Origin of the sequence: Pontibacter oryzae (assembly GCF_003576375.1) — a bacterium.
GTDB lineage: Bacteria > Bacteroidota > Bacteroidia > Cytophagales > Hymenobacteraceae > Pontibacter > Pontibacter oryzae.
In genome coordinates this window covers 81,142-96,152 of the sequence record NZ_QWGE01000007.1, presented here as the reverse complement: position 1 = coordinate 96,152, position 15,011 = coordinate 81,142, and the positions used below count along the sequence as shown (strand labels likewise).

The 15,011-nt window shown below is 48.5% G+C and carries 10 protein-coding genes and 1 tRNA gene; 9 read left to right on the top strand and 2 right to left on the bottom strand.

The genetic code is table 11. From position 1 onward, the window contains the following. The first annotated feature begins 329 nt into the window (after nt 1-329). From D1627_RS17770 to D1627_RS17755, 4 genes are all read left to right on the top strand, one after another. The gene (locus D1627_RS17770; RefSeq protein ID WP_119433629.1) at nt 330-3,293 is read left to right on the top strand and encodes a SusC/RagA family TonB-linked outer membrane protein; all 2,964 of its coding nucleotides are present in this window, start codon (nt 330-332) and stop codon (nt 3,291-3,293) included. Nucleotides 3,294-3,304: 11 nt separating this feature from the next. Beyond that, complete coding sequence (locus tag D1627_RS17765) at nt 3,305-4,789, top strand: RagB/SusD family nutrient uptake outer membrane protein (protein ID WP_233555696.1); 1,485 nt, start codon at nt 3,305-3,307, stop codon at nt 4,787-4,789. Nucleotides 4,790-5,000: 211 nt separating this feature from the next. After that, on the top strand, nt 5,001-8,138 hold the full coding sequence (locus D1627_RS17760; RefSeq protein ID WP_119433628.1) for a WD40/YVTN/BNR-like repeat-containing protein: 3,138 nt from the start codon (nt 5,001-5,003) through the stop codon (nt 8,136-8,138). Nucleotides 8,139-8,325: 187 nt separating this feature from the next. Next, nucleotides 8,326-8,407 (top strand) — tRNA-Leu (locus D1627_RS17755). 285 nt (nt 8,408-8,692) lie between these two features. On the opposite strand, the gene D1627_RS17750 is transcribed toward D1627_RS17755, so the two are convergent. Further along, complete coding sequence (locus D1627_RS17750) at nt 8,693-10,129, bottom strand: dicarboxylate/amino acid:cation symporter (protein ID WP_119433627.1); 1,437 nt, start codon at nt 10,127-10,129, stop codon at nt 8,693-8,695. Nucleotides 10,130-10,445: 316 nt separating this feature from the next. On the opposite strand from D1627_RS17750, the gene D1627_RS17745 reads away from it, so the two are divergent. The 5 genes from D1627_RS17745 (at nt 10,446) to D1627_RS17725 (ending at nt 14,382) form a co-directional block, all read left to right on the top strand. Next, the gene (locus tag D1627_RS17745) at nt 10,446-11,435 is read left to right on the top strand and encodes an enolase C-terminal domain-like protein (protein WP_119433626.1); all 990 of its coding nucleotides are present in this window, start codon (nt 10,446-10,448) and stop codon (nt 11,433-11,435) included. Between the two features lie 168 nt (nt 11,436-11,603). Continuing rightward, nucleotides 11,604-12,053 carry a MarR family winged helix-turn-helix transcriptional regulator gene (locus tag D1627_RS17740; protein ID WP_119433625.1) on the top strand — a complete coding sequence of 150 codons (450 nt, stop codon included), beginning with the start codon at nt 11,604-11,606 and terminating at the stop codon, nt 12,051-12,053. A 36-nt stretch (nt 12,054-12,089) separates the two neighbouring features. Next, nucleotides 12,090-12,746, top strand: a complete 657-nt coding sequence (locus D1627_RS17735) for a YceI family protein (protein ID WP_119433624.1) — start codon at nt 12,090-12,092, stop codon at nt 12,744-12,746. A 100-nt stretch (nt 12,747-12,846) separates the two neighbouring features. Continuing rightward, on the top strand, nt 12,847-13,506 hold the full coding sequence (locus D1627_RS17730) for a YceI family protein (protein ID WP_119433623.1): 660 nt from the start codon (nt 12,847-12,849) through the stop codon (nt 13,504-13,506). A 111-nt stretch (nt 13,507-13,617) separates the two neighbouring features. Further along, the gene (locus tag D1627_RS17725) at nt 13,618-14,382 is read left to right on the top strand and encodes a DUF6503 family protein (protein ID WP_119433622.1); all 765 of its coding nucleotides are present in this window, start codon (nt 13,618-13,620) and stop codon (nt 14,380-14,382) included. 81 nt (nt 14,383-14,463) lie between these two features. Here the strand turns inward: D1627_RS17725 and D1627_RS17720 are convergent, their stop codons facing one another. Next, nucleotides 14,464-15,009 carry a hypothetical protein gene (locus D1627_RS17720; RefSeq protein WP_119433621.1) on the bottom strand — a complete coding sequence of 182 codons (546 nt, stop codon included), beginning with the start codon at nt 15,007-15,009 and terminating at the stop codon, nt 14,464-14,466. Between the last annotated feature and the right edge of the window lie 2 nt (nt 15,010-15,011).

The following is a 15,011-nucleotide window of genomic DNA, read 5'->3' as shown; positions in this document are numbered from 1 at the left end:
AATTTTTCGGTTTTATAACAGTGCTTTTCAGCGCATCTAACGGATTGGGGTATGCGCCCTATTCGGAGCTGAATGCTTTTCTGTTACTCGCATACTATTGATCTACAGCTGGTTGCCTTCAGTTGCTTCTTTATAAGTAAGCTTTAAGTCAACCACGGAACCCTGGAATTATTTTTCTTTTTTTAATGCCTGTAACATCAGGTGTAAATTGCATTTTTACAATAATGTGATTATGGCGAAGCTATGCCTTTTATGCAGCATTGTTTTGTATTTTATCCTTTTGCTGACAGAGCTAAACTGATTTTATCCAACAAGTAAATGATTTACTTATGAAACACTATTTACTCATTATATTTTTAACACTTTGCGCCCCATCCATGCATGTTTTTGCGCAAGGGCGAACTATTTCGGGGAAAGTAACCTCCGAAGCAGATGGATCTGAGTTGCCTGGAGTAAGCGTGGTGCTGAAAGGCACAACTACCGGTGTAACAACAGGTTTAGACGGTTCCTATCAGCTGACTGTGCCAAGCAACACAGGCACGCTAATGTTTCGCTATATTGGTTTTCAGACGAAAGAGGTTGAAGTTGGTAACCAAAGCGTTATCGATGTGCGCCTGTCTTCTGACGTAAAGCTGCTGAAAGAGATTGTGGTTACTGGTTACGGGGAGCAGGACCGGAAAACACTGACCAGCGCCCAGACATCGGTTAGCTCCGAGGAGATAGCCAACCTGCCCGCCGCCAGCAGCGACCAGCTCTTGCAGGGCCGCGCAGCGGGGGTTAACGTGGCTGCTAACTCCGGTACGCCAGGAGGTGGCGTGTTTGTGCGGGTGCGTGGCTCATCTTCAATTAACGGTTCCAGCGATCCGCTTTATGTAGTAGATGGTGTTCCAATCCAAGCCAATAATTTATCTGGTGTAGATTTAGGTGGGGGTACTACTAGTCCGATTGCGGATATTAACCCAGCCGATATTGAATCGATGGAGATTCTGAAAGATGCCTCTGCCACGGCTATATATGGTGCCCGGGCTGCAAACGGTGTGGTGCTGATCACTACCAAACGCGGCAGCAGCGGCAAGGCAAAAGTGAGTCTAGGGGTTTACTATGGTACACAAAATGCCGCCAGGAAACCTGAGGTAGTTGATGGCCCAACCTATGAGCGCCTTATCAACGAAGCATTCATTAATAATGGCAAGCCTGCTCCATATGCTAACCCAGATGCAGCCATTTCTACAGATTGGGCCGATGCTATCTTCAGATCCGCAAGCATTTCAAACTATGATCTATCAGTAAGTGGTGGGGCTGATAAAGTGCATTACTTGGTTTCAGGCAACCATTTCGATCAGGAAGGTGTGTTAATTGGGTCCAGATTTAAACGTAACAGTGCCCGTATCAACCTGGATTTTTATCCGATGGATAAATTAAAAGTAGGTACGAGTATTTTATACTCCAGCAACAAGCGCGATCGCCTAAGAAACGATGACAATATTTCAGGAGCAATGCCTGGTGCCATAAACTTCCCCTCTGATCGCCCATACTATCAGCCGGATGGCTCCTACTCTAAGTTCAGCATTTTTGAGAACCCAATTGCCGCGGTGGTGGAGAGTGATATCCAAATGAACACGAATCGCTTCTTGGGTAGCCTGTATGCTGAGTATGAGATTGCAAGCGGCTTCCGGCTGCGCTCCAGCTTTAGCGTAGACAATAGCTCTATACAAGAAGACCTGTATGATAACACTTTACTAAACAACGGGGCAGGAACAAATGGGTATGGCCTGTCTCAGGCTACACAAAACGAAAACTGGATACAGGAAAACGTATTAAGCTACCAGTTCTCTAAAAGCAGCCACTCGTTCAACGTTCTGGTAGGAACTACGCTTCAGGAATCAAGATACTCATTAACAGAAGCTATTGGAGAGCAATTCCCGAGCAACGACTTCAGAAAAATAACCTCTGCCGCTGTGCAGCGCGCCCGGTCCGATGGATCTAGCTGGGGAATAGCCTCTTTGTTTACGCGTATGGTGTATGATTACAAAGATAAATACCTGGCTACCGTTAATGTTCGCCGTGATGCGTCGTCTCGCTTTGGTAAAGACAATCGCTGGGGTACGTTCCCGTCGATAGCCTTGGGCTGGGTTGTATCTGAAGAAGCGTTCTTCGAGCCAATGCCTGAATTTATCGGTGACGTAAAACTTAGAGCAAGTTACGGTATCACAGGTAACCAAAGCGGCATAACCGACTTCCAGTCGCGGGGGTTATGGACAGGCTCATCGGCCTATGCAGATATACCAGGTATTAGTCCATCGCAGTTAGGAAACCCAGATCTGAAATGGGAGACTACAGCCCAAACTGATATCGGCTTGGATATTTCATTATTTAGTGAGCGCGTAAATATCATCGCTGATTACTATGTAAAGAAAACATCCGATCTGCTATTGGCGGTACCGCTTCCTAGAACTTCAGGTTTTAACTCACTGGTGCAGAACTTTGGTAGCCTAGAGAATAAAGGTCTGGAGTTGGCTGTGATTGCCAATATCATAAACACAACAGATTTCACATGGAACACCAACTTTAACATTGCCTCTAACAAGAACAAAGTAACTAAACTGGCGGCACCATTTAACGTGTACAACCGTGACCTGTTCAGGTATCAGGAAGGTTACCCGATGTACTCTTTTTACTTCCATGAGCAAACCGGCGTAGACCCTGCCACCGGGGACATACAGTTTGCAGACGTGGATGGAGACGGTGAGTTTGACCCGAACGTTGACCGTAAAATTGTAGGTGATGCTAACCCAGATTTTTTTGGAGGGCTTACAAATAGCTTTAAGTATAAGGCTTTTGACCTTTCTTTCTTCCTGCAATACTCTTACGGCAATGACCAACTGAACTGGAACCGTTTCTTTAACGAGCACGGTGGTACACGCGACTTTAACTTTAATGTAAGCCAACTGGATAGATGGCAAAACCCTGGTGACCAGACCATGATCCCGAAGATGACTGCTGCCAACTATGCGGGCAACTTAAGGCCGTCGCGTTTTATGGAAGATGGATCATACTTGCGCCTAAAGAACATCACTCTGGGCTATACACTGCCGCAAACAGTGCTTAGCAAAGTGGGCATATCTTCGGCAAGGGTCTATCTAACTGGCCAAAATGTGTTTACTGTCACAAATTACACAGGCCTTGACCCAGAGCTAACGGGCATTGGCGATAACTCTTTAGTCCAGGGAGTAGAGTTCTTTAGTTTACCACAGCCTCGTGTATTTATAGGTGGTTTCAATGTTAGCTTTTAAGGAGGAATTTTATGCAGACAACTATAAACAAATCAATGGCTAAAGCGGCCAGAAAGCTTAAAAAGAAGTTAATTAAAGAAGCTGCTAGGAAGAATGCTGTCTATATGATCGGACTGGCCTGCCTGTTGGGAGGCGCCAGTGCCTGCGATGTATTAGACCATGAGCCACAGGCAGAAGTATCGGAAGACACCGCAATCTCTAACCGAAAAGGAGCGCAGGCAGCACTGGCTGGCATGTATGACCAGTTGCAAAGCAGCAATTACTATGGCGGTAACTTTCTGATCATGTCAGATGTGTCGTCGGATGTGGCGCAAAGCATTGGCTCCTGGGATTTTTACCGGGAAATGGATACTTACCTCATTGATAAAAGTAATTTAGAGAACGGTAACCTCTGGACGAGAGCCTACAGGGCAATAAATGTTGCCAATAACATTATCGACCAAGTGCCTCCACTGGCCGATGTTACTGAGGAAGAGAAAAAAGCCATACTTGGCCAGGCTTATTTTGTAAGAGGCTTGGCATATTTTGACTTATCCAGAGTGTATGGCGGCGTACCAGGAGTTGTAGGCACATTAGGTGTGCCTATCGTTACTACTCCATCAAGGCAGGTTGATGATTCCTTTTTCCCGGCTAGGGCAAGCCTTGCTGATTCTTACGGACAGGCAGAGGCAGATTTGCTGAATGCGCTCGACCTGCTGCCCGAAAAGTATGGAGACGATAATAAGTTGACAAAATCTCAGGCTGTGAAAGGAACGGCGCGGGCGCTTCTCTCCAGGTACTATCTCTATGTTAACCAACCGGAACAGGCCGAGGATTATGCTGATGCCGTAATCGCAGACCCTAAGTATACTTTGTCTCCAAGCTTTGCTAACATCTTCACGAGCAAGTTTACCTCAGAGGCTATTTTTGAGCTAAACTTTAACAGTGCAGACCAAAGCACGATTAATAACTGGTATTTCCCATCATCGAAAGGAGGCCGCGGGGATGTGGCAGCACACTCAGACTTTTATGCTGAGGCAACCGCTGACCCGGATGATGTTCGAGGCAAGATGTTTGGATACTACGAGGGTAAAAATGTATACTACCCAACTAGGTATGGTAATACCAGCGGAATTGATAATATCCAGATCATCAGGCTAGGCGAAGTATACTTAAACCGTGCAGAGGCAAGAGCCAAAAACGGTGATCTAGCGGGTGCGCTGGAAGACCTGAACAAGATCAGAGTACGTGCCGGAGTTGACCCGATCAAGGATCTGACAGGCAAGCAGGAAGTGCTGGAGGCAATCTGGCATGAAAGAAAGCTGGAACTAGCCTTTGAAGGCCACAGCTTCTTCGATCTTGTGCGCACGGGCCAGGCACTGAGCGTGATTACCGGAGTGCCTCGCACCAACGGCCCCGATGTGGACTTGAAGGACCCGAACCGGCAGGTTTTCCCGATTCCGGCCTTCGATATAGATGCAAACAGCAACCTGGTGCAAAACGATGCCTACAAATAGGATGCGATGCAAAAGCCACTAAACATACAGCCTAAAAGCAAGCGCTTCAGATTTTCATAAGTTAGCCTGCCGAAATCGGTGTAGGAATTCCTGCACCGATTTTTTTATGCTTGTCTGCTGTACTGTGGCCGGTGCAAAGCCACCTGGAAATCAGGCTTCATATTTCCATATTGAATTATTCTTTCAGACTCATATTTAAAAGATAACGCTTATGAAAAGTATACTTACGCTTATTTTTCTGATTGGCCTGGTCTGGCAACCGCTTGATGCAGCGGCGCAACGGAACAAGAAAAAATCAAAAGCTGGTACGAGTAAGGCCAGTGCTGCAGAGCCTGAATTTTATAAAGCGATGGAGTGGCGCAACATCGGGCCTTACCGAGGTGGCCGTTCCGTGGCCATTACCGGCGTGCCCACTAAGCCAAACACATTTTACGCGGGCTATACCGGCGGCGGACTCTGGAAAACCACCGACTCCGGAAGCTCCTGGAAAAATATCTCCGACGGATACTTTACCTCTAGCTCCATCGGGGCAATTGATGTAGCCACTAACGACCCGAACGTGATTTATGTGGGTACCGGCGAGGCTGCTGTGCGGGGCGTGATGACCGTGCATGGCGACGGCGTTTACAAATCAACAGATGGAGGCAGCACCTGGAAAAATATAGGTCTGAACAACACCAGGCAAATATCCAAGGTAAGAATCGACCCTAAAAACGCAAATATTGTATATGTTGCCGCACAAGGCAGCCCTTACGGAGCCAACAAGGAGCGCGGCATCTACCGCACAAAGGATGGCGGCAAGAACTGGGAACTGGTACTGCACGTGGACGAAAACACAGGCGCCAGCGACCTAAGTATGGATGTTACAAATCCTAACGTGCTGTATGCCGCTTTTTGGCAGCACCGCCGCTACCCCTGGAAGGTAGAGAGCGGCGGCCCGGGCAGTGCCATCTATAAATCCACGGATGGCGGCGATACCTGGAACAAACTGGAAAATGGCTTGCCTAAACTGATGGGTAAAATAGGAGTAGCTGTGTCGCCGGCTAACCCGCAGCGCGTTTGGGCCATTGTAGAAGCTGAGGATGGAGGGTTATTCCGTTCCGATGATGGCGGAAGTACGTGGGCAAACATCAACAAAGACCGCACACTTAGGGCACGCAGCTGGTACTACATGCACGTGTTTGCTGACCCCGTAGACGAAAACAAGGTATACGTGATGAATGCGCCATTCATGAAATCATTGGATGGTGGCAAGAACTTTACAAGGCTGGAAACACCACATGGCGATAACCACTTTCTATGGATAAACCCATTGCAGCCACACATCTGGGCCAATGCAAACGATGGCGGTGGCAACATCTCGCATAACAGCGGCGAAACCTGGTCTACGCAGCAAAACCAGCCTACCGCCCAGTTCTACCGCGTTAATGCCGATAATAAGTTTCCGTACACCGTGTACGGCGGCCAGCAGGATAACTCTACGGTAGCCATACCGAATGCACATCCGGGGCCAGGCATTCCGTGGTCTGCTTTTTATCCGGTGGGTGGTTGTGAGTCTGCGTATGTAGCCTTTAATCCCGATGATCCGAATTACATTTATGCAGGCTGCTACCAGGGCATCATCAGCGAATGGAACGCCGAAACAAAAAGTACGCAGGATGTCATGGCTTACCCGTTCCTGGGCCTTGGCTCCAAACCGCTGGATCAGAAGTATCGTTTTAACTGGAATGCGCCTATCATCGTGTCTAAGTTTGACCCATCGGTTATCTACCATGCCGGAAACGTGGTGCTGCGCTCTAAAAATAGAGGGCAATCATGGGAGGAGATCAGCCCGGACCTGACGCGCAACAAGCCGGAGTTTCTGGAGAATGGCGGTGGCCCTATCACGAACGAAGGCGCAGGTGGCGAAATATACCAAACAATTTACTACCTGATAGAGTCGCCGCACGACCCGCAGGTGCTCTGGGCCGGCTCCGATGATGGACTGGTGCACGTAACCAAAGACGGCGGTAAAAGCTGGCAACAGGTTACGCCCAAAGGACTTACTTCTACCACGCTTATCAATGCCATCGAAGTATCTCCACATGAGCCCAATACGGTTTACCTAGCCGTTAACGATTACAAATCCAACGACTTTACACCGCATGTCTTCAAAACTACTGATGCCGGAAAAAGCTGGAAAAGAATGGTGAACGGTATCAAGGCAGAGCATTTTACAAGAGTGGTAAGAGAAGACCCAAAACGCAAAGACCTGCTATACTTGGGCACAGAGTCGGGCATGTACGTTTCGTTTAATGGGGGAGAAGCGTGGGAGCAGTTCCAGTCGAACCTGCCCATAACGCCCATACTTGACCTGAAGGTGCACCAAGATGATTTGATTGCCGCCACCGGTGGCCGTGCCTTCTGGATACTGGACGACCTGACGCCGCTGCACGCGCAACAGAGCCAGCTTACTTCATCAGATGTGGTGCTGCTAAAACCGGCAGATGCCATCCGTGCAGACTTTGTGCAAAGTAAGAAAGCAGCTGAGTCATTATTAGGCGAGAACCCGCCACATGGTGCCCTGTTCCATTTTACGGTCAACAAGGCAGTAGATACAACAGCCCTGAAACTGGAGATCTTCGATACAAATGGCCATCTTATCAGAACACTATCTTCAAAAGCCGAAAGCGAAAAGGATAAAATCAAAGTAACGCAAGGCCTGAACCGCGTGCTCTGGGACCTGAACATACAGGCAGCCAAACGCCCTGATGGGCTGCTTGCCGGTTTTGGAGAAGGAACATACCGAGCGGTGCCCGGCAAATACAAAGTAAAGCTTAGCTACGGAGGCAAAACGCTGGAAGAGGACTTTGCCGTGAAAGGCGATCCGCGCTATCAGGTTCCTGCCATGGCCTATGCAGATCAGGCCAAAATGCTGGAAGCCATACAAAACAATCTCACAGAAATTTACCAGTATGTAAACAACATTAGGCTGGTAAGAAAGCAAGTAAACCTTGTGAAGGAGATTGTACAGAACACCAATAAAAACGAGGCGCTTCTGGCATACGCTGACTCCATGATAAAGCAGACCGAAGCGATGGAGAAATTACTGGTGCAGCCGCAGCAGCAAACCTTCCAGGATGTAATTAACTTCGATAACAAGCTGGACAACCACTTTATTCACCTAAACGGACTGGTTGATGAAGTTGTGCCGCCCGTTACCAGCGGTCAGAAGCAACGCTTTCAGGACCTACAGGCGCAATGGCTGGCTGCTAAAAGCAAAATAGACCTGTTTATGAAAGAGGATGTGAAGCGCTTCCACGAAAAACTGCAACAGCAAAACGTAACCCTGATTGGGCTCATGAACTAGCGCAATTTGCTTAAAAAGTATGCTTGCGAGTCGGGGCCAAATCTTATAGGTGCTAATCGTAAGCATACTTTTACATGCCTGAAGAAGGAAGAAAATTGCAAGAAAAAATTTGCGGGCGCATTGCTATTTACAACTTTCTGCTACCTTTGCATTCCCGATTTGCTACAAAGCAAGCAGGGAAGTGAATGCGCAAGTGGCGAAATTGGTAGACGCGCTGTCTTCAGGCGGCAGTTCCGCAAGGTGTGAAGGTTCGAGTCCTTTCTTGCGCACATTCAGACAAAAGGCTGGTCTCAGGATCAGCCTTTTCTGTTTTTAGACCTGTCTTGTTTGCCGCTCTGGATCAAACCCATTATTAGACTTCGGGATATTTTTTCTGTTGGCGCAGAAAGCAAGTTGTTAATTTGCTCAGAGGTAAAGGCACTGATTGAGAACTTGCAGCAGGTGTAAGTATAGCTGCTAGGCAAGCATCATGATATAAGTAGTTACTTTCACTGAGCCATACCTATAAAGCACACAGGCCCTCTCCGGGGAAGGAGAGGGCCTGTGTGCTTTCTTTAAACCAGTTCCGGGGTTCTGTCTTGCTCAGGCAGCTCCGGGGCAAGGTCTGGGATCGTGGTTTCTACCAGGCCGGTTTCTGGCTGCAGGTCAAACTCGCCTTCCCAGCGGGCTACCACAGCAGTGGCAAGGCAGTTGCCGGTTACGTTTACCGAGGTGCGTGCCATGTCCATCAACTCATCAATCCCAAGTATGGCAAACACCGGCCACACAGGCAGGTTAAATGAGGCAACGGTTCCCAGAAGTATAACCAGCGAGGCACGTGGCACACCGGCCACACCTTTTGAGGTTAGCATGAGGGTGAACACCATTACTAGCTGTTGCTCCCAGGTCATGTTTATACCTGCGGCCTGCGCCACAAACACCGAGGCCAGCGCCAGGTATAAAGTTGTGCCATCCAGGTTAAAGCTATATCCGGTAGGCATTACAAAGGCCACAATCTTGCGCGGCACGCCCAGTTTCTCCATTTCCTCCATGGCACGCGGCAAAGCGGCTTCAGAGCTGGTAGTGGCAAAGGCAATAGAAACCGGGCCCGAAATAGCTTTCAGGAAGCGCTTAACCGGGATGCGGGCAATAAGCGCCACCGGAAGCAGTACCAGTACTGCAAAGGCAAACAATGCCACATACAGCGTAGCCAGCAACTGGAACAGATTCAGGAGAATGCCGAAGCCCATGTGGCCCACTGTATACGCGATAGCTGCACCTACACCAATTGGGGCAAAGTACATAATCACGTTCGTGAACTTAAACATGGTTTCGGAGAGGCTCTCACAGAAATCGAGCATGGGCTTGCGCTTTTTCTCGGTAACCATGGCCAGGCCAATGGCAAACAGCACGCTGAACACTACAATTTGGAGCACCTGCCCCTCAACCACAGATTTGGCAATGTTCTCCGGGAAAACGTGAAGTATGATATCGGATGTGCTTTGTGCGGCCACTGGCGTGATTTCTTCGTGGCTCTGGGCCAGACCGGCATCAATGCCTTTGCCCGCCTGGCTGATGTTAATGGCGGCAAGGCCGATAAAAAGGGCCAGCGTGGTCACGATCTCGAAGTATACAATGGCTTTCCAGCCCATGCTGCCCACCTGCTTCAGGTTGGAGTGGCCGGCTATGCCCACCACCAGTGTTCCAAAAATCAGCGGCGCGATAATGGTTTTGATGAGCTTGAGGAAAATCTTGCTCAGCACGTTGAGGTTAACGGCAAAGGAAGGGAAATCGTAGCCGATCTCGGCACCAACCACCATGCTAATTAAAATCCAGGTGGTGAGCGTGCGCTTCTGCAAGCCGTACAGCAGCAGTACGCTAATGCCAGCCCATCGGATCGCCATGAGGGCATCAGGAGGTAAGGCTATAACACCATACTGTTGCAGCACGGTAAAAATGGCCGCAAGCGTGATACACAGCAGCGTGGCCAGGGGTAAAAAGGACTTTTTCATAAAAACGATTAGAGACAAAGCAGAGGCCTGGCTGGGCTGCTGCCAATAAAAAAGCCTTTGTAGTGAACGCTGTTGTTTTACCTAAACACGAGGATTTTGCCGACAAGGCACACCTACATTAGCTTAGCAAATATAGGTGTTGGAAACACACTGGCAAATAGGGTAGTACCCCGAAGTATGCTAATTTTTTTCAGGGATTTTGGGACTAAGGCTAAGTTTATACTTCGGATGGCGTAGTTGCGGTAAAAAGTGGCTAAACCGGGTTGAAAAGTGCAATTTAAGCCGTATCTTTTACTTCAAATTTTTCTGTACCGCTATGCTAACCTGGCACATGGAGGCCCTGCACCTCAAACTAAAGCAATCCTTTGTTACTGCGCGAGGCGCCACTACCGATAGGCTTAACTTTCTGGTACAGGTTTCTGATGGCACGTACAACGGCTTTGGGGAGGCAGCGCCCAACCCACGTTACTCCGAAACTCCGGAGTTGATTTTGCAACAGTATAAGGTGCTACTGGTAGCCGGCCTTCCGGCGGTTAAAAGTATGGAAGAGCTGCTTGAGTTGCTGCTGGAGCATGCACCTGCCAACTCGTTGCGTTTTGCCATAGAGGCAGCCTACCTGCATTATTTTTGCCAGCACCAGGGCATTGCTGTGCATCAGATGTTAGGGCAGCCTGTTCCAAAGCCGCAGCCTACCTGCTTTTCGCTGTCGCTGATGGAGCCTGGCGCAGTGGAGAAATATCTTGCAGGGCAGCAGCTCGAGCGCTTTCATTTCCTGAAGGTAAAGGTAAACACTGAACTGGGGCCAGACCTGGTGCAAGAGGTGTTGCGCCTAACAGATCAGCCGCTGGTGCTGGATGGCAACGAAGGCTGGCAAGACCCTGAGGAGTTATTGCGCTTTCTGCATGCCTTGCCTGCAAACCGGGTTTTGTTTGTAGAGCAGCCCTTGCCTGCCACGCAAGTATCGGCGTATGCGCAGCTAAAAGGTATGAGCCCGGTGCCCCTGGTAGCCGATGAGTCGGTTACGGACACCCCTGATTTTGCGCTTCTGCGTTCTCAGTTTCATGGCCTCAATATAAAGCTTATGCGTGCCGGTGGCTACTTAAACGCTGTCAGGTTGTTGCAGGAAGCCGAGAGGCATGGCTTAAAAACCGTAATTGGCTGCGGAGTCGAAACATCTTTGGGCGTATGGTGTTCTATGCAACTGGGCAGTGCCTTCGATTTTGTTGATCTGAACAGTTTTCTGCACTTGCAGGAAGACCCTTTTAATTTGGTAAAGGAGCAAGATGGCATGGTATACCTTAAATAGCTCAAAGTTTATAGTTACCCTTAGCGTATAAATATGTGTGGTATATGCGTTAATCTTTCTGTCTTTTAGCCTGTTCCTGAAACCTTTTTGGAAAAACATTGTTGATATGTTTGTACATTAAATGTATGTACATATATTTGCATCACTATTCGGAAGGACAGCTGTGATATGAAGATAGAAGAGGAAATCAAACAAAGTGCTTTTAAGAACGAGTACCAGAAGGCATACATTAATGTAATTTTTACTTCTGGCTACCTGGAGCAGGCGCAGTCAGCATTATTCAAGCCTTTCGGTGTGACCTTGCCGCAGTACAACGTGCTTCGTATTCTGCGGGGGCAGCACCCGAAGCCTGCCACTATCAGCCTGATTATTGAGCGCATGCTGGATAAAACCTCTAATGCCTCGCGCATTGTGGATAAGCTGGTTGCCAAAGATTTGGTTACGCGCAAGCAATGCCCCGGCGACCGCCGCACCGTTGACGTAACCATTACTGGAAAAGGCCTTGAGCTTTTAAAGCAAATGGATGAGCTGGAAGGAGGCACAGGTACAGGCATCGGAAACCTGACCGAAGAAGAAGCATCCCAACTAAACACGTTGCTGGATAAGATCAGAGATTAACACAAATTACTATAACCACACGCAAAAAAAATACAGATGAAGAAGTACGTGATTTTAGCCTCTTTGGCCAGCGCGCTGATGTTTACAGCATACGCAGGCAACACAACTAAAGTAGCCGACAAAGCTGCATCAGAGGTAGCCGCTCCTGTAAAGGCTCGTGCTTACACAGTAGATGTTGCCAAAAGCGACCTGAAGTGGCATGCGAAAAAAGTAACCGGCGAGCACATGGGGAATATAGCCCTGAAAAGCGGCCAGGTTATGGTAAACGGCAACAAGATAGTGGGTGGTACCTTCACTATCGATATGAACGCCATGACGTGCACGGACATTAAAGATGCAGCGTACAATGGCAAACTGATCGGCCACCTGAAGTCTGATGATTTTTTCAGCGTAGAGAAAAACCCTACCGCCACATTTAAAATCAACAGCATTCAGCCAATTGCCGGTGCCAAAGCTGGTAAGCCAAACGCTACTGTAACCGGTGACCTGACGATTAAAGGTATTACCAACCAGATTAGCTTCCCGGCTGCACTTGCCGTGAAAGACGGAGTGGCTACAGCCAAAGGCGATGTAACCATTGACCGCGCTAAGTATGACATCCGTTACGGTTCTAAGAGCTTCTTCGATAACCTAGGCGACAAAGCTATTTACGATGAATTCGTGGTAAGCCTGGACGTAACTGCCAAACAGTAAGCACCCAAATGAGGTAACAACATGCCGCTCCGCCCAAAAGTCCGGAGCGGTTTGTATTTAAAGATCAACCAAAGTCTAACCTATACTTAATCAAAACACCATGAAAAAGACAGCCATTTACGCCACATTTGCAGCAGCACTATTCTTTACTGCTTGCGGAGGCGAAACAGAGACAACCACTGACGAAACAACTACAGTAACCACAGAAGCTACCGGAGAAGGGGAAACGTACCAGATAGTGCAGGAAGAAAGCAACGTGAACTGGCATGGCACCAAGGTAACCGGCGAGCATAAAGGCGAAATTGAGCTGGAAAGCGGCGAGCTGACTGTTTCGGGAGACCAGCTGACAGGCGGTACCATCGTGATGGATATGAACACAATCACTAACACCGACATCACATCAGAAGATGATAATGCAAAATTGGTAGGCCACCTGAAGTCTGAAGATTTCTTTGGCGTGGAAAAATACCCTACTGCCAAATTCGAGATAACCGGAGTTTCTCCGATTGCTGATGCCGCTGCCGGCCAGCCAAACTATAACGTACAGGGCAACCTGACGATCAAGGAAAAAACGGAGCAAGTTAGCTTCCCGGCTATTGTAACGATGAATGACGGTGTGGTTAACGCGAAGGCCGATATCACCATAGACCGCTCGAAGTATGATGTGCGTTATGGCTCCGAAACCTTCTTTGGGAACCTAGGCGACAAAGCCATTTCTGATGAGTTTACCGTTTCTTTCGATGTTACCGCAAAGAAATAAGGTATAAAAACCACACATGAAAGACCGCCCTGGCTGCAAAAAGCCGGGGCGGTTTTTTATTTATACTTGGCCGCCGTTTTCATACCTTTGTACTATACCTTACCAAGAACTATGCGCCTTTTCCTGAATCATACTTTTTCCTGCCTGCTATACTTTGGCTTGCTTTTAAGCTTCACTTCCTGCTCCGATGCTGATAAACCCGATGCCCAAACCATTGTGGATAATGCCTTGTTGGCACACGGCTCCCAGCAACTCGACCGCAGTGTGGTTTCTTTCACCTTCCGCGACATAAAGTACCGTGCTCTCCGCGATAACGGCGCTTTTGTGTATAGCCGCACCTTCACCGACTCCACGGGCCAGCGCGTGCACGACGTCCTGAGCAACAGCGGCTTTAAGCGCACGGTAAATGACGCCGAAGTGGCGCTTGATGATGAAAAACAACAGGCATATAGCGCTTCCATCAACTCGGTAGTATACTTTGCGCTGTTGCCATACTTCCTGAACGATGCAGCAGTGCAGAAAGAATACCTCGGCGAAGCCACCATTAAAGGCGAGCCATACTATAAAGTGAAAGTAACCTTTGCTCAGGAAGGCGGTGGAGATGATTTTGAGGATGAGTACGTTTACTGGTTCCACAAGGAACGGCATACCATGGATTACCTGGCCTATAATTTCAAAGAGAATGGCGGCGGTTCACGTTTCCGAGAGGCTACAAACACACGTGAGGCAGGTGGTGTGCGCATGCAGGATTACAACAACTATAAAAGCAACGACCAGGATTTCCCGATCCAGAATTACGATAGAGCCTTTGAAGCCGGTAAGCTTGAGAAAGTATCAGAAATAAACCTGGAACAGCTGCAGGTAAGTGGCTTGTAATCGCCAAGAAAACTACTTGCTTATACTTTAGCCAGCCGATAAACCGGTAGCAGGTACGGGAAATTATGAACAAAGCCGGGCTTACTCTACCTCAAATTCCTGGGGCAGGTCTACTGTTAAATGCTTGGGCCTGGAGTGGATCTGCTGTAGAAAATCATCCAGCTCAGATTTATACTCTAAGTGATAATCCTCGTGTAGCTTTTTGCGGATCAATTGGATAGTGCGCAGTAAGAGGCGGGCTGTTGCTGTGTAAAAGCCTTTGTAATAGCTATCGAACTGGCCCGTGAAGTTATCGAAAATAAGGCGCAGTGTGTACAGGTGCAAATCTATTTCTGCCTTTGGTTCTTTGGTAACGCGCTTAAAGCGGGCGATTTCCTTCATTGCCTTGCGTAAGGCTTTGGTGAGCGCTTTAGTTAGGCTGCGGCCACTGGCGTTCAGCAGTAGCTCGTGTATCTTATCGGCGGCTTCTTCATAAACTTCTTCCAGCGTAACCTCATCCTGCAGTTCAAATCGTAGCATGTCATACAACTCGGCATCGCGCCGGGCAGCCTTTAGTATAACAGCTTCTTTTTCCTTATCGCTCAGTTTTTTAACGGCCTGGCGAAAAGCAGGAGAGATGGTTGGCATAA